The 20,331-nt window shown below is 40.4% G+C and carries 18 protein-coding genes; 13 read left to right on the plus strand and 5 right to left on the minus strand.

Annotated features, from left to right (window positions below; genetic code table 11):
• The first annotated feature begins 80 nt into the window (after positions 1-80).
• Both Q8M41_RS04425 and Q8M41_RS04430 read left to right on the plus strand, forming a co-directional pair.
• On the plus strand, positions 81-896 hold the full coding sequence (locus tag Q8M41_RS04425) for an alpha/beta fold hydrolase (RefSeq protein ID WP_305364038.1): 816 nt from the start codon (positions 81-83) through the stop codon (positions 894-896).
• A 176-nt stretch (positions 897-1,072) separates the two neighbouring features.
• Positions 1,073-3,625: a phosphoenolpyruvate carboxylase gene (locus Q8M41_RS04430; RefSeq protein ID WP_305364039.1), complete on the plus strand. Its 2,553-nt coding sequence runs from the start codon at positions 1,073-1,075 to the stop codon at positions 3,623-3,625.
• A 3-nt stretch (positions 3,626-3,628) separates the two neighbouring features.
• Here Q8M41_RS04430 and Q8M41_RS04435 read toward each other — a convergent pair whose 3' ends face one another.
• The 5 genes from Q8M41_RS04435 to Q8M41_RS04455 all read right to left on the minus strand — a co-directional run bounded on the left by Q8M41_RS04435 (position 3,629) and on the right by Q8M41_RS04455 (position 7,227).
• On the minus strand, positions 3,629-4,255 hold the full coding sequence (locus tag Q8M41_RS04435) for a DUF3267 domain-containing protein (protein WP_305364040.1): 627 nt from the start codon (positions 4,253-4,255) through the stop codon (positions 3,629-3,631).
• Between the two features lie 47 nt (positions 4,256-4,302).
• The gene (locus tag Q8M41_RS04440) at positions 4,303-4,872 is read right to left on the minus strand and encodes a DUF4256 domain-containing protein (protein WP_305364041.1); all 570 of its coding nucleotides are present in this window, start codon (positions 4,870-4,872) and stop codon (positions 4,303-4,305) included.
• A 151-nt stretch (positions 4,873-5,023) separates the two neighbouring features.
• Positions 5,024-5,707, minus strand: coding sequence for a hypothetical protein (locus Q8M41_RS04445; RefSeq protein ID WP_305364042.1), 684 nt, complete (start codon positions 5,705-5,707; stop codon positions 5,024-5,026).
• 50 nt (positions 5,708-5,757) lie between these two features.
• On the minus strand, positions 5,758-6,246 hold the full coding sequence (locus Q8M41_RS04450) for a YdeI/OmpD-associated family protein (protein WP_305364043.1): 489 nt from the start codon (positions 6,244-6,246) through the stop codon (positions 5,758-5,760).
• A gap of 18 nt (positions 6,247-6,264) precedes the next feature.
• On the minus strand, positions 6,265-7,227 hold the full coding sequence (locus Q8M41_RS04455; RefSeq protein ID WP_305364044.1) for an NAD(P)-dependent alcohol dehydrogenase: 963 nt from the start codon (positions 7,225-7,227) through the stop codon (positions 6,265-6,267).
• Between the two features lie 362 nt (positions 7,228-7,589).
• Here Q8M41_RS04455 and mraZ point away from each other — a divergent pair, with 362 nt between their 5' ends.
• The 11 genes from mraZ to Q8M41_RS04510 all read left to right on the plus strand — a co-directional run bounded on the left by mraZ (position 7,590) and on the right by Q8M41_RS04510 (position 20,330).
• A complete protein-coding gene (gene mraZ, locus Q8M41_RS04460; protein ID WP_305364045.1) occupies positions 7,590-8,054 on the plus strand; it encodes a division/cell wall cluster transcriptional repressor MraZ in 465 nt (154 codons plus the stop codon).
• Entirely contained in the window at positions 8,047-8,949 is a 903-nt protein-coding gene (gene rsmH / locus Q8M41_RS04465; protein WP_305364046.1) for a 16S rRNA (cytosine(1402)-N(4))-methyltransferase RsmH, read from the plus strand. The genes mraZ and rsmH overlap by 8 nt, the downstream gene beginning before the upstream one ends.
• Positions 8,950-8,968: 19 nt before the next feature.
• Positions 8,969-9,382, plus strand: a complete 414-nt coding sequence (locus Q8M41_RS04470) for an FtsL-like putative cell division protein (protein WP_305364047.1) — start codon at positions 8,969-8,971, stop codon at positions 9,380-9,382.
• A 125-nt stretch (positions 9,383-9,507) separates the two neighbouring features.
• The gene (locus tag Q8M41_RS04475; RefSeq protein WP_305364048.1) at positions 9,508-11,610 is read left to right on the plus strand and encodes a penicillin-binding protein; all 2,103 of its coding nucleotides are present in this window, start codon (positions 9,508-9,510) and stop codon (positions 11,608-11,610) included.
• Positions 11,610-13,070: a UDP-N-acetylmuramoyl-L-alanyl-D-glutamate--2,6-diaminopimelate ligase gene (locus tag Q8M41_RS04480; RefSeq protein ID WP_305364080.1), complete on the plus strand. Its 1,461-nt coding sequence runs from the start codon at positions 11,610-11,612 to the stop codon at positions 13,068-13,070. The genes Q8M41_RS04475 and Q8M41_RS04480 overlap by 1 nt, the downstream gene beginning before the upstream one ends.
• Positions 13,070-14,311, plus strand: a complete 1,242-nt coding sequence (gene mraY, locus Q8M41_RS04485) for a phospho-N-acetylmuramoyl-pentapeptide-transferase (RefSeq protein WP_305364049.1) — start codon at positions 13,070-13,072, stop codon at positions 14,309-14,311. Before Q8M41_RS04480 ends, mraY begins: the two co-directional genes overlap by 1 nt.
• Entirely contained in the window at positions 14,311-15,663 is a 1,353-nt protein-coding gene (murD, locus tag Q8M41_RS04490; RefSeq protein ID WP_305364050.1) for a UDP-N-acetylmuramoyl-L-alanine--D-glutamate ligase, read from the plus strand. Before mraY ends, murD begins: the two co-directional genes overlap by 1 nt.
• Positions 15,664-15,798: 135 nt before the next feature.
• A complete protein-coding gene (locus Q8M41_RS04495) occupies positions 15,799-16,962 on the plus strand; it encodes an FtsW/RodA/SpoVE family cell cycle protein (RefSeq protein WP_305364051.1) in 1,164 nt (387 codons plus the stop codon).
• A 47-nt stretch (positions 16,963-17,009) separates the two neighbouring features.
• Positions 17,010-18,110, plus strand: coding sequence for an undecaprenyldiphospho-muramoylpentapeptide beta-N-acetylglucosaminyltransferase (murG, locus tag Q8M41_RS04500; RefSeq protein ID WP_305364052.1), 1,101 nt, complete (start codon positions 17,010-17,012; stop codon positions 18,108-18,110).
• 23 nt (positions 18,111-18,133) lie between these two features.
• Positions 18,134-19,489 (plus strand): UDP-N-acetylmuramate--L-alanine ligase, encoded by a 1,356-nt coding sequence (murC, locus tag Q8M41_RS04505; protein WP_305364053.1) that lies wholly within the window; start codon positions 18,134-18,136, stop codon positions 19,487-19,489.
• Positions 19,482-20,330, plus strand: coding sequence for a cell division protein FtsQ/DivIB (locus Q8M41_RS04510; RefSeq protein ID WP_305364054.1), 849 nt, complete (start codon positions 19,482-19,484; stop codon positions 20,328-20,330). The genes murC and Q8M41_RS04510 overlap by 8 nt, the downstream gene beginning before the upstream one ends.
• Position 20,331 lies beyond the last annotated feature (1 nt).

Here is a 20,331-nt window from a genome sequence, read left to right on the forward strand (position 1 = left end):
ATTAAGGGATGAAATATAGCAAAGGTCAATTTTTGAATCAAAAATATCATTCACTGTAATAGTCTGTTAAAAAGAAATTCATGGAAAGAGTAGCTAAGGGATATAATTTACTGAGCAGGGTGAATAACTTCGATTTATCTTATGATGATCTTGGAGAAGGGATTGTTCCAATTATTTTTTTGCATGGGTTTCCCTTCAGTAAGCAAATGTGGCAGGCTCAGCTTGATTTTTTAAAGTCTTCAAATCGTGTGATTGCCTGTGACATAAGAGGATTTGGAAATTCCAAAGACGAGGAATCAGTCCTGAGCATTGATTTGTTTGGAGATGATCTAATACAGTTTATGGATAGGTTGAACATTGATAAAGCTGTTGTTTGCGGATTATCGATGGGTGGTTACATTGCGCTTAATGCACATAAACGATACTCTGATCGTTTTGAGGCCTTGATTTTATGTGATACGCAATGTATCGCCGACACTCCTGAAGGAAAGGCAAAGCGCTATAAGCTGATCGATGAAATAGCTTTGAACGGAACTGAAAACTTCACTGAAGGATTTGTAAAAAATGTTTTCCATAAGGATTCATTGACTGAAAAAAAGAAAATTGTTGAGGAACTTCGAAATATTATCCTTTCAAATTCTAAGCATGTAATCATAATGGGTCTAAGAGCATTAGCTGAGCGTTCTGAAACGTGTTCTTCACTAAGTGAGGTGAATATTCCAACATTGATTATTTGCGGTAGAGAAGATCAGGTAACGCCCCTTGCTCAGTCTGAATTTATGAATAAAAGTATCAAAGGGTCAATACTTCGCATTGTTAATCATGCTGGCCATGTTTCTAATCTTGAACAAGCTCATGAATTCAACAAACATCTTCAAGATTTTTTAAAACAATAGATGCTGCTGGCGTTCAGAATTGAGTGAAAATAATCCGCATTCATCAGATTTTGAATACCTCTCTGAAACAGAATAGCATATTTTTATTACCCTGTTTTTGATTTCGCTCCATTTTGATGTAATTTCAGCCCTGATGCAGTTTTTGCGCTGTACCTTTGCATTTAGATTGAATTATTATGAGTAATACCCTGGCTGAATTTAAGAATCTTGTTGGAACAAAGTTTGAGATGTATAACAGTTTGTTTACTTCTCTGCCATTTCATAAGGTTGAAAAAACAGGAATTTTACTTTCTTTATTTTTGCTGCATTGTGAAGAAGGCTTTCGAAATAATCAGAGCCCGGCGGAAATTATAGATTCATTTTTTCGCCAGTACACCAACTATGTCAGTAGTAAAGAGCAGATAGATCTTTTATTCAGATTTATTCAATATTCTGAAAGACAGGTCGTATTATTTGATGCATTGGAAGATGCAGCATTTAGTGCCACTCATGATATGGATGGCTCAGGTACTCTAAAGCAGCTTCAAACCGAAGTTGTTCAGACAAATTCCCAGCAGCAACTGGCAGAGAAGCTCAAAGATTTTTCTGTTCGCCTGGTACTAACCGCTCATCCCAATCAGTTTTACCCGAGTGCAGTTCTGGGTATTATCCATGATCTTGGGAAAGCGCTTCAAAAGGATGATACGGTTTTGGTGAATACCTACCTGCAGCAATTAGGAAAAACACCATTCTTTAAAAAGGAAAAACCAACACCATACGATGAAGCAGTTAACCTGATATGGTTTTTAGAGAATGTTTTTTATCATTCAGCAGGACATATTTTATCTTTTCTGAACAGTGAATTTCCTGATGCGGTAACAGAAGAAAATCAATTGATCAGGATGGGATTCTGGCCGGGAGGCGATCGTGACGGAAATCCTTTTGTAAAAGCAGATACTACCTTAAAAGTCGCAGAAGCTTTGAGGCAAAGTATCATTAAATGCTACTACATGGAGGTGCGCTTACTTAAAGGCAGACTGACATTCCAGGGTGTTGATACCTTGTTGGCTTCTCTGGAAGACCGGCTTTATAAGAATCTGTTTATTCCAGGATATAATGCGTACCTCTCAAAGGATGAAATAAGTGCTACTTTGATAGAAATTAGGGACATACTCATTGAAAAACATAATAGCCTGTTTCTAAACAAGGTAAACAATTTACTCGATAAGGTTAACTTATTTGGTTTGTTCTTTGCCTCATTGGATGTTAGACAGGATAGTTCGGTTCATAAGGAGCTGGTAGAACTTGTTTCAGAAAAAACCAGCGTTCTTCCCAAAAATTATAAAAATCTTTCAGAAGAATCAAAAATTCAGCTTTTGCAGAATATTGATTCATTGGTAGTTGATACAGATCTTGATAAGGATACCTTTGATACCATTCTTTCCACCAGAACCATTCAACGATTTAACGGACCTGAAGGCTGTCACCGATATATTATTAGTCATACTACCAGTGCGCTGAATGTCATGGAGGTTTATGGTTTATGTCTAATGGCCGGATGGAAAAAGGAGGAATTAAAAATTGATTTTGTTCCCTTATTTGAAACCATTGGTGACCTCAGGAGCGCAGCCAAAGTGATGACGATCCTGTACCAGAATGAAATTTATCGGAAGCATTTAAAACGCAGAAAAAATGCCCAGACGATCATGCTCGGATTCTCAGATGGCACCAAGGATGGCGGATATCTGATGGCTAACTGGAGTATATACAAAGCGAAAGAAGAATTAACCCGAATTTCAAAAGAATATGGCATTGAAGTAGTGTTTTTTGATGGAAGGGGAGGCCCGCCGGCAAGGGGCGGTGGTAAAACCCATCAATTTTATGCTTCGATGGGTAAAAATATTGCCAATAAAGAGATACAATTGACCATTCAGGGTCAGACAATCAGTTCTAATTTTGGTACCAGGGCTTCGGCAAGATTCAATATGGAGCAATTAATGCATTCAGGAATCAGTAATGCGCTGTTTTCATTAAGAAGTTCCACAATGAGCAGCTCTGAAGAAGAATTACTTCAGGAATTAGCTGAAGAAAGTTATCAGGCATTTAGCATTCTGAAGAACAATCCTGATTTTCTTGAGTACCTGAATTTTGCAAGTCCACTACGTTATTATGCAGAAGCCAATATTGGCAGCAGACCGTCTAAGCGTAAAGCAGGAAAATTAAATCTGAATGATCTCAGAGCTGTACCTTATGTTGGTGCCTGGAGCCAGCTAAAGCAAAATATTCCGGGTTATTATGGTGTAGGACTTGCTTTTGAGAAACTGGAAGCGGAAGGTAAATGGGGAGATATTAAAAATCTTTATAAGCACTCCCTTTATTTCAGAACGCTTATGGGTAATTGTGAAATGGCAATGAGTAAATGCTTTTTCCCATTGACTTCCTATTTATCGAAACATCCAAAATATGGGGTTCTGTGGAATTTATTTTATGAAGAATTTGAGCGAACAAAAAAATACATTTTCCTGTTGACGGGTAAATCTGAGTTAATGGCTGACAGGGAAACCGATCAGCTTTCAATCCGGATGAGGCAGCGCATTGAATTGCCACTAATTACCATTCAGCAATACGCCCTAACCATGATCAGAGAAAAGGGTACTAAATCTTCAGATTCACACGAGGTTAAAGTATTTGAGAAACTTGTTATGCGCTGTTCTTTTGGGATTATCAATGCAGAACGGAATTCTGCCTGATTATTAACGTTTTAGCCGACCATAGAAGCAGGAAATATTGTTCCCGACTTCATCGTAGGTTACAACATCTTTATCCTGGTGATAGTCAAAATAGCTCAGCAGTCCGAAATCACCGGAACACATTGCAGTATGTGCTAATAAGGTAGCTACACAGGTTAAGGTCCAGTTTTGATCTGCAATGAAGATAAAGCCAATCAGAATGCTGCTGATTATCAGGAAAGGGGCAAGTGCAACGATCTGGAATTCCCTTTTGTTCGCAACAAATTTATCGGCAAGTGCCATAAAATAAAACTTCCTGAGATTAGCATCATATGACGTATTTGCAGCACCATTCATTTTATAAGCAAGTACGTGGATATATTCATGCAAAGGTAACAAGAGTAGAGCTAGAGCCAATCCATAGCTGAAACTGGTAAATTTTGCCGCGAAACTGTAAGTCTCAGAATTAAAATCTGAGACTAATAAATAGCCCGTCAGTCCGAAGATTAGAAAGTTGCAGATATAATAAATAACAGAGAATTTGGTTCGTTTCTTCATGTAAGTCTGGATAAAGGGAACCAATTCTTTATGACCTAACTGGTCAAGCAAAATGTATCCGTTTTCTGGTAATTCTTCTGGTCTTAGTTTCATATTCTAAAACAAATTTATAAGCTTAAATAACTCTGGAAGCTATAGGATTAAATCTTTAGGGAACCACGGAATCCTCTGGCAGCATAATAAGATTCAGCCCCATTATGATAAACAAACACATTACCATAGCGAAAATCAGCGAAGATACCGCCTCCCATTTCCCTGATCTTTTCTGGTGTTTTGATCCAGCTTGAGGTTTTTGTATCAAAATGCCCAAGTTTTTGCAAGTCACGGTATTCCTCTTCCGATAAAATCTGAATGCCCATATCTTTAGCCATGCCAACCGCACTATTTTTAGGTTTATGCTCTTTTCTTGATTCCAGTGCATCCTCATCGTAACAAATGCTTCTGCGGTCTTTCGGACTCTCAGCAGAGCAATCATAAAAAATGTATTCACCAGTTTTTTGATCCTGTGCAACAACATCCGGTTCACCACCTGTTTTTTCCATTTCATTGAGTGACCATAATTTTTCGGCATTGCTCCCGGAACTTAGTTTTGCTTCTACATCAGTCCAGTCGATGCCAATATGCCTGTTCATGTTTTTTTCGAACCGGGATTTTAATATGATGAACAGTTCTTCGGCTTCTTCCGGGGATAAGTACCTGTTATTTTCCATTAGAATATATTTTGAATGGTATTTAGTACCACATGAAACTGCCACTTAGTCTCTTCAGGAAGCTCATTTATTTGTTCCTAAATCAAAACCTTGATAATCATTCTGTTCTATTTTCTAAAATACCTTGTTTTTAAATTGATAGTAAAATTAATTATGCCTTCTTGTCATAATTTGACAATTGTCTGATTGCTGCCAGGTGAGAAAGTAAAACTAAAGGTACCACACAGCAGGGTAGCCAGATAAAAGGGAAATATAAAATTGCAATATTGGGCTGTTCAAAGGCAAATTGCTGAAAAGGAAATGGGGCAGAAAGAATAGCATTGCTTACAATATTTATAAGAAGTCCAAGGCAGATCACATTCCAAATTAAAAGAACTTTCCGGTCGAATTGTTTTCTTATAAATGCAAAGTAGAAAATTACAGGAGCGGTAATTCCCGATAAAATATCGAAGTTTCTTCCTTCAAGGGTCATCAGTTCAGGAACGGCTTTATAAATGAACAGGAAGAAGAGCACAATTTCAACCGGAATTCGAATAGTATGTAATATCGTAAGCCTCTTTAAGTCCAAACTATCGATAAATTTTCTGCCTTTTGGACTCATAAAAAGTCCGGTGATGCCAAGAAATGGTGGCAAAACCAATAATAAAAATCTTGGTGGCAAAGTATCTGTCACAGTATAAAAACCTGAGCTTGCAATGAAAGCCTGAACTGCCAGCCAGATCAGTATAATCAAGAGGACTGGTTTTGAATTGCCGGCAGCTTTATAAAATAGGTAGGCTGTCAGAATTGTTGTTAGTCCGAATAGTACGCTGATATAGGCCGGTAAATTTTCCATTGTTTAAAAGCTTTCTCAGATATTTATAAGGTCCTATGGGTTCAAAAGGTTTATTTAATATTCTTCAGTTTCTCTCGTTTTACCAGTTTGTTTAATGTTTCTGCAATTCGTTCAACTTTTGTGCTCTCGGTTTTTGCAGAATAAATCCAGTCAATAAATTCTTTTTTTTGCCCATCAGTATAAGATGAAAATATTTCAAAGGCAACGGGGTCAGTTTTAAGGCAATCTAAGAATTCCTCGGGTATTTCAATTGGATTTGTATCAGCATACAATGTTATAATAACCCAATCGCCTTCCTTCTTAGCTATCTTTTTTCTGATTTCCGCTTTAACAGGTAAAAAAAGCTTGCCATTACCCATTGGCATCAGTTTGTAATTCTTAATCTCAAAATCATCAATCCAACCTCTGACTTTTACCCAGCCGAAAGGAAATGTTTTCTCCTGCAAAACTTCGGGGATGGCAGCATAGGTCCAGCCGCCTTTCCCGGGATATTTTTCCAGCAGATATTTCCTGTTGACTAAAGGTTTTTCTGTTTCCAATTTTCTTTTTTAGATATTTTAATCTTCTTCCAGACCCTCCCAAACCATTGCTACTTTTCCTTTGGTACGCATGGCTTCAATATAGCCAATAGCTTCCGGTATATTTTTATAGGGAAAGGTCTTTTCTATATGAACTTTAATTTTCTCATTTTGTATTAAAGAGGCCAGAATCTCAAGATCTTTAATATTTGCTTCTGCCGTAAATTGTGCGAGAGGAAATTTACTAAATACACTTTTTAAAAGTACCGACATCATATGTCCCATGTTTGTGAAACCTACCAATACCCCCCGTCTCCCCATGCGTACAAAGTCTTCATGATTAAGATTACCATTGGTATCAATAATAAGGTCGTATTTTTCTTTGTGCTGATGTATATTTTCTTTATCGTATGGAATCACCTCGTCAGCACCTAAATTTTTTACAAAGTCAAGATTTTTGTCTGAACATACAGCACTTACCCTGGCGCCCCAAGCCTTTGCAATTTGAACAGCGAAATGACCCACACCTCCCGAAGAGCCATTGATTAAAACTGTTTCACCTGCTTTGAGTTTGCCATGGGTAATCAGGGCCTGCAATGCCGTTACCCCGGCGATAGGTATACTTGCCATTACTTTGGAATCTATTCCGTCTGGTATGATGGCACAAACGTTTGCCGGCGCACAGATATATTCTGCAAAAGCACCCCCTTTAAGAGTTTCTCCAAATACCCTATCTCCAGGCTTGAATTGCTTTACATTGTTTCCCACTTCCTCAACGATGCCAGCAAAGTCAGCTCCCGGAATTTTATCCTTTGGTTTGAATAATCCAAACGTAAATCGTGCGAAAAAGGGTTTGCCTCTCAGAATATGCCAGTCGGCGGGATTCGCGGAGTTCGCTTCAACTTTAACCAGGATATGATCATCTTGTATCTTTGGCTTCTCAACTTCTTCTAATTGAAGTACTTCAGGACCACCATATTTATTTTTTGTAAAAGCTTTCATTTTTGATGAGTTCTTTAAAGATCCGGATTGATTGCTAATCTGAGCGTCTGGGATTTGTTATTTATTTGATGATCATTATTGTTTTTAGTTACACTAGCAGCAAATGCAGCTTTCCTGAATATCAATTGGGTTTCAAGATTTTCTTTTTATCGTCATATTGGTTTGAATGAATCTTGCCCACATTCAATGATCACTTCTTACGCCTAGTCTGATCAGATTTCCCAAAAGCCAAGTGCCTGATTCTCCGCTGTGTGAGAGATTTTTATCTCCAAAAACTGTGGAAAACTTTTTTTGTGGGAGATAGTGGTAAAAAGTGGTAAGTTATTTACTTTTACAATTGAATAAATATGTAAATACCCATAATGTCCCATTTCTTAGGAGAATTTGATTGTAAACTTGATGCTAAAGGCCGGATGATGATACCATCCAGCCTGAAGAAACAGCTTCCCGAAGCTGAGCGTGAAGGACTTGTGATCAACCGTGGCTTTGAAAAACATCTGGTTATTTACACTAAAAAGGAGTGGGATAGCATCACCGAAGAACTGAGTAAGCTCAATGCTTACGAAAAGAAAAGCCGTGATTTTATCCGTTATTTCACCCGGGGGGCTACCGAGCTTGCTTTGGATTCTGCAAACCGTATCCTTTTTCCTAAAGCTTTAATGGAATATGCCGGTATCAGCGGGGAGGTTGTCCTTTCATGCGTACTGAATAAAATAGAGGTATGGGCAAAAGATGCTTACGACTCTCAGATGGATAATGAGCCTGAAAACTTCGCCAATCTGGCCGAAGAGGTAATGGGCAGTATGGGAAGGAGGGCGCATGACTGATTATCATAATCCGGTGATGCTGCAGGAATGTATGGAAGGACTGAACATTAAGCCGGATGGGATTTATGTTGACGTAACATTCGGGGGTGGTGGCCATTCCCGCGAAATATTAAAGCACCTGGGTCCTAAAGGTCGTTTGCTTGCATTTGACCAGGATGCCGATGCCCAGAAGAATTTACCAAAAGATGATCGATTAACCTTTATTGATCAGAACTTCCGCTACCTCAAAAATAATTGCCGTTTGCAGGGCGCCATTCCTGCGGATGGTATTCTGGCTGATCTGGGTGTCTCTTCTCACCAATTTGATCAGCCAGAACGGGGGTTCTCCATTCGCTTTGATGCCGATCTGGATATGCGTATGGATCAGGGGAGTTCACTTACGGCTAAACAGATAGTCAATGCCTATAGTGAGGAACAACTGCACCGCATTTTCGGAATCTATGGAGAGATCAAAAATGCTAAAACGCTGGCTCAGACACTGGTAACACAGCGACTGAACAAGCCTATTGATACCGTTGATGAGCTAAAAACAGCCATTTCAAAACTAATTCCGAAAGGGAAAGAAAATAAATATCTGGCTCAGGTTTTTCAAGCTCTCCGTATTGAGGTGAACCAGGAACTGGAGGCTTTGAAAGAGTTCCTGGAACAAACTGTTGATGTGCTTAAAACGCAGGGTCGCCTCGTAGTGATGTCTTATCATTCACTTGAAGACAGGCTGGTCAAGAATTTTATTGCCAAGGGTAAGTTTCAGGGTGAAGTGGAGAAGGATTTTTTCGGAAACCAGATCAAGCCCCTGGAAAGCATCACGCGGAAAGCGATTGTTGCTTCTGAAGAGGAAATTAAACTGAATAACAGGGCACGGAGTGCCAAACTGAGAATAGCAGTAAAAAGTTAAGCTGATAAAGGCTTGAAGAATGAATAACCAATTTAAACAGGACAAAACGGAAGAGGAATTGGATCAGGAAGCTGAACCTATGACTGAGCAATCAGAAAAGGCTGAGCTTCCAAAGAATTTCTTTACCCTGATGTTTACTGAGGGAGTAATCTCTAAGGAGTCGGCTACTCATTTGCTGCCATTTATTGTGTTTGTCGCTTTTTTGGCAATGATCTATATCGGTAACCGGCATTTTGCCGAGAATAATATCCGGGATATCGACAAGCTAAGCAAAGAAGTGAAAGAACTGAGCTGGGATTTTAAAACATTAAAAGCTGATCTGATGCTGAAAAGCACCCAGACAGAAGTAGCTAAAGAGGTGGATACACTTGGTTTGATTGAACCGAATGAACCACCAAAGAAGATTGTGATACGTGAGAATGAATTTGATTGAATATTGATATTAATTGGATGAGGTCCCTCCTGCGTCGGGATGACAGTTAATTGAGAGTAGAAAATGATAGTTGACAATGAAGTAGAATTTACTAACCAACTAACAACTAACAACCAACAACAAACATGAATATAAGAACCGACATATTGCTCCGTGTGTACATCGCCTTTGGGATGATCGTATTACTGGCTTTTGCGGTGCTTTATAAGCTTGTGGATGTTCAGATTGTGGAAGGAAAGAAATGGAGATCCATGGCGGATAGTCTTTCTACCCGTTTTGCAAATGTAGAAGCGGCAAGGGGGAATATCTATTCGATGGATGGCAGTTTATTGGCTACTTCGGTACCCGAATATGAGGTCCGAATGGATATGCTGGCCGGTGGCATCGAAAGGGATGAGGTTTTTTATGAAAAGGTAGATTCACTAGCTGCTAAAATGTCTTCATTTTTTGGCGATAAGTCAAAAAAACAATATTCACGTATGCTTCGTGAAGCCCGGACTGATCGTGCACGTTATCTGCTTCTGAAGCGAAACGTAACTCATACTGAGTTAAAGGAGATCCGAAAGTTCCCGATTTTTAATATGGGTCGTTATAAAGGCGGACTCATCTCCGTTCATCAGAATAAGCGAATTCTGCCATTTCAGACTCTTGCAGCCAGAACTATTGGTTATAAGAACAAAAACGTACAGCCGGTTGGCCTTGAGGGTGCATACAGTGCCTATATAGACGGAGAAAGCGGTAAGCGTCTTATGCAGCGTATTGCAGGTGGCGTTTGGATGCCTGTTAACCAGGATATTGAAATTGCACCAAAAGAAGGTGCTGATATCATTTCGACTATTGATATCAATATGCAGGATGTGGCGCAAAGGGCATTGAAAAAGCAATTGATTACCAGTGATGCGGATCATGGTTGCGTTATTCTGATGGAAGTGGCCACAGGTGAAATCAGGGCAGTTGCCAATTTCAGTAAGGTAAGTGAAGGTGAATATAAAGAGCAGTTCAATTATGCAATTGCTGCAAGTCAGGATCCAGGTTCTACCTTTAAGCTGGCTTCCTACATGGCCCTGCTTGAGGATAAAAAGGTTGATACCAGTACTTTAGTAGCTACCGAAGACGGAACTTACCGTATTCCAGGACATACTATCCGCGACTCGCATGGAGGTATAGGAACCGTTTCTGTTAAACGTGCTTTTGAAGAATCATCAAACGTAGCCATCGCAAAATTGATCAATGCCGCTTATCAGAATGATCAGGAAAAATTCCCTGCTCATTTATATGATTGGGGGTTGAATAAGAAATTAGAACTCCAGATTCCGGGTGAAGGCCAGCCGGTTATTAAAAATCCAAAGAACAGAAGTTGGAATAAAAAACAAACCCTTCCTCAGATGGCCTATGGCTATGAGATGCAGATCACTCCATTGCAGATGCTGGCTTTTTATAATGCGGTAGCGAATGATGGAAGATATATTGCTCCGATTTTTGTCCGCGAGATCAGACGTCTGGGAAATACCGTGGAGCAGTTCAAGGCAAGGGTAATCAATGAGAAAATTGTTTCGGATGAGACCATCAAAAAAGCACAGGAACTTTTGGAAGCTGTTGTTTTAAATGGGACAGCAAAGTCACTGGCCTCTCCGCTCTATAAAATTGCCGGAAAAACCGGAACTGCTCAGGTTGCCGATGCCAATAAGGGTTATCGTGTGGATAAGAAGTATCAGGCTTCATTCTGTGGCTACTTCCCGGCAGATAATCCAAAATATTCGCTGATTGTGGTGGTCAACAACCCGCGTAAAGGCACCTATTATGCAGCATCTGTGGCCGGTCCGGTTTTCAGAGAGATTGCCGACAGGGTTTTCGCAAGCGATATCAATATGTTTGATCCACTTAAGGAGCAAAAATTTACAGGAAGCCTTAAGCTGCCTGAGGCAAAGGCCGGAGAACGTAAAGCAACTCAGGCTGTCTATAAAGCATTCGGTATCAAGGCATTGTTTGCCTCCAATTCCGATTATATAAGTCTGGATACCAATAAGGGTGTTGTTTCTCAGGAAGTAAAGATCACTGAAGGTTTGGTGCCTGATGTGAGCGGAATGGGATTGAAGGATGCTCTCTATGTTGCAGGAAATTCGGGATTGAAAGTACTGGTTCGCGGAAGCGGAAAGGTGGTTAGGCAATCGCTTGCAGCCGGTACAAGTGTTCAAAAGGGTCTTCCAATTGTTTTAGAACTCGAATGATGAAGAAGCTCAAGGATATATTATACGGAGTATCACTCAGGCAGGTCTCGGGTTCAACCAACGGGAAAGTGTCGGGTATATGCTTCGACTCGCGAAAAGCGGCTCCCGGAGTTTTATTTGTGGCAGTACGTGGAACTGAATCTGATGGACATGCTTTTATGGAACGTGCTATTGATCAGGGCGCCATAGCTGTGCTTTGTGAAGAATTTCCCGCTGAATTTAGGGAAAAGGTAAGCTATTTTCTGGTTGAGAACTCAGCTAAGGCACTCGGAATAACTGCATCCAATTTTTATGATAATCCCTCTTCAAAACTAAAGCTGGTTGGTGTTACAGGTACGAATGGCAAAACAACGATTGCTACCTTACTCTTTCAATTATTTCAGGATCTGGGATATAAAACAGGTTTGCTTTCTACCGTTCAAAATCAGATCAATGACCTTGTAGTTCCGGCTACTCATACAACGCCTGATCCGGTAGTATTGAACAGTCTGCTGAATGATATGGTCGAAAGCGGCTGTGATTATTGCTTTATGGAGGTTAGTTCGCATGCAATGACTCAGTACAGAACCGAAGGGCTGAGTTTTTCGGGTGGGATATTTACTAACCTAACCCATGATCACCTCGATTTTCATAAGACATTTGATGCCTACCTGAGAGCTAAGAAGAGCTTTTTTGACGGTTTGACCAGCCAGGCTTTTGCGCTCACCAATATTGATGATAAGAACGGGATTGTGATGCTTCAGAATACCGGAGCCCACAGAAAGACTTACGGACTTAAGAATATAGCTGATTTTAAAGCCAGAATTATTGAAAATCATTTCAGTGGCTTATTGCTGAATATCGACGGGCAAGAAGTTTGGTTTAAGATGGTAGGAAGCTTCAATGCCTACAATCTGCTTGCAGTTTATGCTACAGCATTATTGCTTGAGCAGGATCGTACCAGGGTATTGACTTCCCTCAGCCGGTTAAGCGGTGCCGAAGGCCGTTTTGATTATATTATTTCGCCCTCAGGTATTATTGGCATTGTAGATTATGCCCATACTCCCGATGCGGTGCAGAATGTACTGAGCACCATTCAGGATATTCGCAAAGGAACCGAACAGGTAATCACTGTTATCGGATGCGGAGGTGACAGGGATAAAGCCAAGCGTCCGGTGATGGCCAAAGTAGCATGCGACTGGAGTACAAAGGTTGTCCTGACCTCTGATAATCCACGTTCTGAAGTTCCGGAGCAGATTATTAAGGAGATGGAAGAAGGGGTGATGCCAAGCAATAAGAAGAAGACACTTTCAATTACTGATAGAAAAGAAGCAATCCGTACAGCCTGTCATTTGGCAAAGCCCGGTGATATTATCCTGGTTGCCGGAAAAGGTCATGAAAAATATCAGGATATCGCTGGGGTGAAACTCCCTTTTGATGATAAGGAGATTTTAACTGAATTTTTAAATCTGATGAGCTAATGCTATACTATCTGTTCACATGGCTGGATAAGCAATATGATATTCCCGGAGCAGGATTGTTCCAGTTTATCTCGTTTCGTACTGCAATGGCTGTCATCTTATCCCTGATTCTGACCACGGTTTATGGCAGCCGTCTCATTAGATTACTTAGAGCAAAACAGGTTGGTGAATCGGTCAGGAATCTGGGCCTTGAAGGCCAGATGCAAAAGCAGGGTACTCCAACCATGGGAGGATTGATCATTCTTCTTGGAATTCTGTTGCCGACCATACTTTTTGCCAAAATTGATAACATCTATATTATTCTCATGCTGGTAACCACGGTCTGGATGGGTTTGATTGGTTTTGTTGATGATTATATCAAGGTGTTTAAAAAGGATAAAGAAGGTCTGGCAGGTCGTTTTAAGATTATGGGTCAGGTGGGTCTTGCATTGATTATTGGCTGGACCATGTATTTCCACCCCGATATTGTGGTCAGGGAACAGGTCACGCTGCCCGCAAAGGTTAGTGCACCATTGGATGTACATAAACGTGGTGATCAGTTTTACTATACTCAGGACCTGAAATCGACCATCACCAATGTCCCTTTTTACAAGGATAATGAATTTGATTATGCCAAGGTGCTAACCGTCTTTGGAGATGGATATGAAAAGTATTCACTGGTTGTCTTTTTATTGTTTGTGATTGTAATCGTAACAGCGGTTTCGAACGGAGCCAATCTTACTGATGGTATTGACGGATTGGCCACAGGGACATCAGCCATTATCGGCATCACGCTTGCTATTCTAGCTTATGTTTCGGGTAACACCATTTTTGCCGATTACCTGAATATCATGTATATCCCAAATTCAGGAGAACTTGTAATTTTTGCCGGTGCATTTGTTGGGGCATGCGTTGGTTTTTTATGGTATAATTCATATCCTGCCCAGGTTTTTATGGGAGACACAGGCAGCCTGGCTATAGGTGGAATTATTGCCGCTTTCGCGATCATGATCCGTAAAGAATTATTGATTCCTGCACTATGCGGAGTATTCCTTGTCGAAAATCTTTCCGTGATTATGCAGGTCTCCTATTTTAAGTATACGAAGCGGAAGTTTGGCGAAGGAAGACGAATCTTTTTAATGTCGCCATTGCATCATCACTATCAGAAGAAGGGATATCATGAGGCCAAAATCGTTACACGATTCTGGATTGTTGGAATTTTACTGGCAATTATAACTATTGTGACTTTAAAACTGCGTTAATGGGGGCTGAGAAATATATCGTTGTTTTAGGTGCCGGTGAAAGCGGGACAGGTGCAGCATTATTGGCTCAGAAGGAGGGATTTGCCGTATTTGTTTCAGATTTCGGGCCTATTGCTGATCAGTATAAGAAAGAACTGGAGCAGGCAGGAATCCCTTTTGAAGAGAATCAGCATACCGAAGATCGTATTCTTACTGCTACCGAGGTGATTAAGAGCCCGGGAATTCCAGAAAAAGCTCCAATTATCAAAAAATTGATTGAAAGAAATATTTCAATCATCTCTGAAATTGAATTTGCGGCGAGATACACCAATGCAAAGCTGATATGCATCACCGGCTCAAACGGCAAGACTACCACAACCATGCTTACCTATTATATCCTGCAAAATGCAGGTCTTAATGTGGGTCTCGCAGGTAATATTGGTAAGAGCTTTGCGAAGCAGGTCGCCTTCGATGATTTTGAATGTTATGTTTTGGAGATCAGCAGCTTTATGCTCGATAATATGTACAGCTTTAAAGCCGATATCGCTGTCTTACTAAACATCACACCTGATCATCTTGACAGGTATGATTACAAAATGGAAAACTATTCGGATTCCAAGTTCAGAATCACTCAGAATCAACAACAGGACGATGTGTTCATCTATTGTGCTGATGATGAGGAAATTAAAAAGGGTCTGGCAAAGCGCCGGATAAACTCAAAAGCCTACCCTTTCTCCATTGAGAAAACCCTTGAAACAGGTGCTTTTCTTCAGGGAGAGCAAATCATAATTAACCTACACCACACAAACCAAGAATCACTGACTATGTCACTTAACGATTTAGCTCTGCAGGGCAAGCACAACATTTATAATTCTATGGCTTCGGGCATAGTTGCAAAGGTGCTTGAATTAAGAAACGAGACCATTCGCGAAAGCATGGGAAGTTTTACCAATATTGAACATCGCCTTGAGCATGTGGCCAAAATTTCGGGAATCGATTTTATCAATGATTCTAAAGCAACGAATGTGAATTCAACCTGGTATGCCCTCGAAAGTATGCCGGGAGATGTTGTACTTATCCTTGGTGGGGTGGATAAGGGCAATGATTATGGCATGCTTAAAGATCTGGTTAAGTCTAAAGTAAAATCAATCGTTTGTTTGGGTAAGGATAATAAAAGGATACATGAGGCTTTTGAGAATGATGTGGAGGTAATAGTAAATACGTTTTCGGCAAATGAGGCGGTTCAGATTGCATATTACCTCGCAAAAAAGGGGGATACCGTACTCTTATCACCTGCATGCGCAAGCTTTGACCTGTTTAAGAATTATGAGGATAGAGGGAATCAGTTTAAGAAGGCGGTTAAAGAATTATAACAATTGACAATTGATAGTTGACAATTGAGAGTGGAGAGTGGAGAGTGGGAAGATGGCAATTAAGATATTGAAATCTTGTTTACAATGAACCAATAAACTACTGACAACAGACTACTGATAACAGATAACTAACAAATGGAAAGACTAATAAGCAAAACAAAAGGTGACCGCTGGATCTGGCTGATCGTGATCTTACTTTCAGTATGGTCGCTGCTGGCTGTTTACAGTGCAACCGGAACGCTTGCTTACAAGAAGGGTGTTGGTTCTGAGCAGTTTTTGATCAAGCACCTGGTCATGATCGTTGGTGGTATTGCCTTAATGTATTTTTCACATTTACTTGATTACCGGTATTATGCCGGGATTTCCAAAGTATTGATGGTTATTACGATTCCATTGCTGGCATATACGCTGCTCTTTGGAGCCAGTGTGAATGAAGCCAGTCGCTGGGTAACTATTCCGATTATCAATCAGACATTCCAGACTTCCGATTTGGCAAAACTGGCTCTGATTACATTTCTGGCACGTACTCTGAGTAAGAAACAGGAAAATATCAAGGATGTTAAGAAGGCATTTTTGCCAATTATGGCTGCAGTATGTGCTGTTTTTGTACTGATTGCACTTGCAAATCTTTCAACTGCCTTGATGTTATTTGGTGTTAGTATTCTCTTGTTGATCATGGGTAGAATCAGCATCAAGCAGATTTCTATTGTATGTCTTGCAGGTGTGGTACTACTGGGTGCAGTAATGATGCTGGGTCCAAGAAGGAAGACCTATATTTCGCGGATAGATACTTTTATTCATCCCGAAAAGGCTGATCCTGATAAGGCATTTCAAGCTAACCAGGCTAAAATTGCGATTGCAACAGGTGGAATCTTTGGCAAAGGACCAGGTAACAGTACCCAGCGTAATTTCCTGCCACACCCTTATTCAGATTTTGTATTTGCCTTGATCATTGAGGAGTACGGTATGGTTGGGGGAGTCGGATTGGTACTGCTATACCTGCTTTTTCTGTATCGCTGTGTGTTGATTGTGACCGACAGCCCCAAGGCATTTGGGGCACTGCTGGCGGCTGGTTTAAGTTTCAGCCTGACCATTCAGGCATTTGCAAACATGGCCGTCGCAGTTGGGCTGGGTCCGGTGACCGGAGTTCCGTTGCCGCTGGTTAGTATGGGCGGAACATCCATTCTGTTTACGAGTGTAGCTTTCGGAATTATACTGAGTGTGAGCAGGGATATTGAGGAAAAGAAAAATAAGAGTAAGGAAAAAGTAATTATTGGTGAAATACCGGCAATGGGATAATTGATGAATCTTTTAAGATTTTAAAGCTGATTCAAAGAAAATAAGAAATGGGGAAAAGGGTGATCATAAGCGGTGGCGGAACAGGCGGACATATATTTCCGGCTGTAGCAATAGCGAATGCGCTCAAAAAAATTGATCCCGGCACGGAGATTCTCTTTGTTGGGGCCAACGGACGTATGGAGATGGAGAAAGTCCCTGCTGCCGGATACAAAATTATCGGATTGGATATTCAGGGATTTCAGCGAAGCTCTATCCTTAAAAATATTTTACTGCCTTATAAGCTATTGAAAAGTGTGATGAAGGCAAGATCAATAATTAAAAATTTTAAACCTGATGCTGCTGTAGGGGTAGGAGGTTATGCCTCGGGACCATTGTTGTATGCAGCCTCACAGCTGAAAATACCTTATCTGATTCAGGAGCAGAATTCCTTTGCGGGAATAACCAATAAGATTTTGGGAAAAGACGCAGAACTTATTTGCGTCGCCTTTAAGGGAATGGAAAAATTCTTTCCTGCAGAGAAAATCAGAATCACCGGAAATCCAATCAGGAAGGAAGCAGTTGATATTGAGAATAAGCGCTTTGCAGCATCAGAATTATTGAGTCTTTCACCACATAAAAAGACCATTCTCCTTACAGGAGGTAGTTTGGGTTCGGGTACTTTGAATAAAAGTATGATTTCGGGACTTAATAAGATTTTAGCAGCAGATGTGCAATTGATCTGGCAGACCGGTAAATATTATTACCAATCGGTAATGGAGCAAATGAAAGGAAAAGAGCATCCAAATATTAAGGTGCTTGAATTTCTTCACCGGATGGATCTGGCCTATGCTGCCGCCGACCTGGTAATATCCAGGGCAGGAGCGGGCACCATAGCCGAATTGTGCGCTGTAAAAAAACCGGTGATCCTGGTTCCTTCGCCTAATGTGGCTGAAGATCATCAGACAAAGAATGCAATCGCTTTGGTAGAAAATGATGCAGCAATAATGGTTGGGGATGCGATGGCTGAACTCGAACTGATTGATATTGCCTTATTGCTAATCAACAATAAGGATAAATGTAAAGCGCTTGCTGATAACATTGGTAAAATGGCTTTGCCTGATGCGGATGAAGTGATTGCAAGAGAGGTATTAAGAATTGCAAAAGATTAGCGGAGTATTTTTTATACAACAATATGGAATTAGAAAATATTAAACGGGTTTATTTAATTGGTATCGGAGGCATCGGTATGAGCGGCCTTGCCCGTTATTTTAAAAAGCGTGGATGTGTGGTCTGTGGTTATGATAAAACCATAACTCCACTTACCTCTGCAATGAGAAATGAGGGTATTTCGGTTGTTTATCAGGATGAGGAAGATAATCTGAAAGTTAGTTTCCTTGAAAATGATCCCGAAACTTTGATCATTTATACTCCGGCAATTCCAAAGGATTCTAAAATATTGAATTATTTCAGGTCGGGAGGCTTTTCGCTCAAAAAGCGTTCTGAAGTATTGGGTATCATCAGCAAAGGAATGTACACCATTGCTGTGGCCGGTACTCATGGCAAGACTACAACCTCCAGCATCATTGCCCATGTTCTTAAGGATAGTGGATACGATTGTTCTGCATTTCTGGGTGGAATCGCAACTAATTATGATTCAAATGTGCTGTTTGGTGATAATAATACCATGGTGGTAGAAGCTGATGAGTTTGATCGTTCTTTCCTCACCCTTTATCCCGATTTTGCTATCGTCACTTCAATGGATGCCGATCATCTTGATATCTATGGAGACCGTTCACATCTTGTTGAATCATTCAGGCAATTTGTTTCCCAGATCAAAGAAAGTGGCAGACTGATTTTTAAAAAGGGGCTCGACCTTAGCGGAGGTAAAACCTATTCAGCAAATGTGCTGGCAGATATTCAGGCAGTCAACGTGAAAGTGAAGGAAGGAAGCTTCTATTTTGATTTTAAGAATGAGAATATCGTGATTGAAAATGTTCAGCTCGGTTTACCGGGTCTTCATAATATTGAAAATGCTGTTGCTGCGATCGAAGTTGCATTACACCTGGGTATCGATCCTGAAAAAATAAAAAAGGCATTGGCAAGTTTTCTCGGTGTGAAAAGGCGCTTTGAGTATATCCTTAAAGACCAGAGGCATATTTATATCGATGATTATGCACATCATCCGGAAGAATTAAGGGCTTGCATTCAGGCGGTAAAAACACTTTACCCGGATAAAAAACTGACTACAATCTTCCAGCCACATCTTTTTACACGGACCAGGGATTTCGCTGAGGGTTTTTCAGAGGTCTTAAGTATGACGGATGAGCTTATCATGCTGGATATTTATCCGGCCAGAGAATTGCCTATTGAAGGGGTTAGCTCAGACATGATTCTGGATAAAGTAAGTATAGAGACAAAACAGATATTATCAAAAGAGCAAACACTGGATTATATCAGGGCGCAAAAACCTGAATTACTATTAACAGTAGGAGCCGGTGATATCGACACTCTGATTATACCATTGAAAGAAATTTTAACAAATGTTTAAAAAAATTAATTGGCGAGCAATTTTATTTGGTTTCCTCTGGCTAATCAGCCTGAGCGGACTGATTACGCTGATGAGTTTTATAGAGATAAAAAAGAGCGCTTTAAAGTGCAAGGATGTGAAAGTATTACTTCCGGGGCAGTTTAATTTCATTGAAAGGGATGAGGTGGACAAGATCCTGATGGAAAATGGCGGGGCTATGCTTGGAAAGGATCTGAATGATATCAATATTCATAAGCTTGAGAATGCCCTGAAGGCTAATCCTTTCATCGAATTTGCCAAGGTATACGCTGATATGACCGGAGTTATCCATGTTCAGATCAGACAAAGGGAGCCGGTGCTGAGAGTTGTGAATATGGCAAACCTGCATTTTTATATCGATGGCAATGGAAATAAAATACCGCTTTCAGATAATTATACAGCAAAGGTGCTGGTTGCAAGTGGTCTGATAGAGGAGGATTTCAGCGGTCGGGTTGATACGCTCAAAACAAAGATGGCCAGGGATCTTTTCCGTACAGCGCTTTATATCAGAAGTGATACTTTATGGGATAATCAGATCGAACAGTTGTTTGTTGATCTGAAGGGGGATATTGAAATGGTTCCGCGAGTTGGAGGCCATAAGATTATTTTAGGTAGCGCCGATTCACTACAGATCAAATTCAGAAACCTGCTTGTATTTTATAAGAAGGCAATTCCTAAGGTAGGTTGGGATACCTATAAAACAATCAATCTGAAATACGCCAATCAGATTGTTTGCGAAAAGAACATTATTGATAGCAGTAAGACCACGATCGACATCAATAAACAGATTGCCGATAGTACTATAACAGAAACTCAGAACTAAT

Source organism: Daejeonella sp. (genome assembly GCF_030684675.1).
Lineage (GTDB): Bacteria > Bacteroidota > Bacteroidia > Sphingobacteriales > Sphingobacteriaceae > Daejeonella.

Excerpts from the sequence above, each read along its gene's own strand:
- Q8M41_RS04425 (WP_305364038.1), top strand. The coding sequence starts at position 81 with ATGGAAAGAGTAGCTAAGGGATATAATTTACTGAGCAGGGTGAATAAC.
- Q8M41_RS04430 (WP_305364039.1), top strand. The coding sequence starts at position 1,073 with ATGAGTAATACCCTGGCTGAATTTAAGAATCTTGTTGGAACAAAGTTT.
- Q8M41_RS04435 (WP_305364040.1), bottom strand. The coding sequence starts at position 4,255 with ATGAAACTAAGACCAGAAGAATTACCAGAAAACGGATACATTTTGCTT.
- Q8M41_RS04440 (WP_305364041.1), bottom strand. The coding sequence starts at position 4,872 with ATGGAAAATAACAGGTACTTATCCCCGGAAGAAGCCGAAGAACTGTTC.
- Q8M41_RS04445 (WP_305364042.1), bottom strand. The coding sequence starts at position 5,707 with ATGGAAAATTTACCGGCCTATATCAGCGTACTATTCGGACTAACAACA.
- Q8M41_RS04455 (WP_305364044.1), bottom strand. The coding sequence starts at position 7,227 with ATGAAAGCTTTTACAAAAAATAAATATGGTGGTCCTGAAGTACTTCAA.
- mraZ (WP_305364045.1), top strand. The coding sequence starts at position 7,590 with ATGTCCCATTTCTTAGGAGAATTTGATTGTAAACTTGATGCTAAAGGC.
- rsmH (WP_305364046.1), top strand. The coding sequence starts at position 8,047 with ATGACTGATTATCATAATCCGGTGATGCTGCAGGAATGTATGGAAGGA.
- Q8M41_RS04470 (WP_305364047.1), top strand. The coding sequence starts at position 8,969 with ATGAATAACCAATTTAAACAGGACAAAACGGAAGAGGAATTGGATCAG.
- Q8M41_RS04475 (WP_305364048.1), top strand. The coding sequence starts at position 9,508 with ATGAATATAAGAACCGACATATTGCTCCGTGTGTACATCGCCTTTGGG.
- Q8M41_RS04480 (WP_305364080.1), top strand. The coding sequence starts at position 11,610 with ATGAAGAAGCTCAAGGATATATTATACGGAGTATCACTCAGGCAGGTC.
- mraY (WP_305364049.1), top strand. The coding sequence starts at position 13,070 with ATGCTATACTATCTGTTCACATGGCTGGATAAGCAATATGATATTCCC.
- murD (WP_305364050.1), top strand. The coding sequence starts at position 14,311 with ATGGGGGCTGAGAAATATATCGTTGTTTTAGGTGCCGGTGAAAGCGGG.
- Q8M41_RS04495 (WP_305364051.1), top strand. The coding sequence starts at position 15,799 with ATGGAAAGACTAATAAGCAAAACAAAAGGTGACCGCTGGATCTGGCTG.
- murG (WP_305364052.1), top strand. The coding sequence starts at position 17,010 with ATGGGGAAAAGGGTGATCATAAGCGGTGGCGGAACAGGCGGACATATA.
- murC (WP_305364053.1), top strand. The coding sequence starts at position 18,134 with ATGGAATTAGAAAATATTAAACGGGTTTATTTAATTGGTATCGGAGGC.
- Q8M41_RS04510 (WP_305364054.1), top strand. The coding sequence starts at position 19,482 with ATGTTTAAAAAAATTAATTGGCGAGCAATTTTATTTGGTTTCCTCTGG.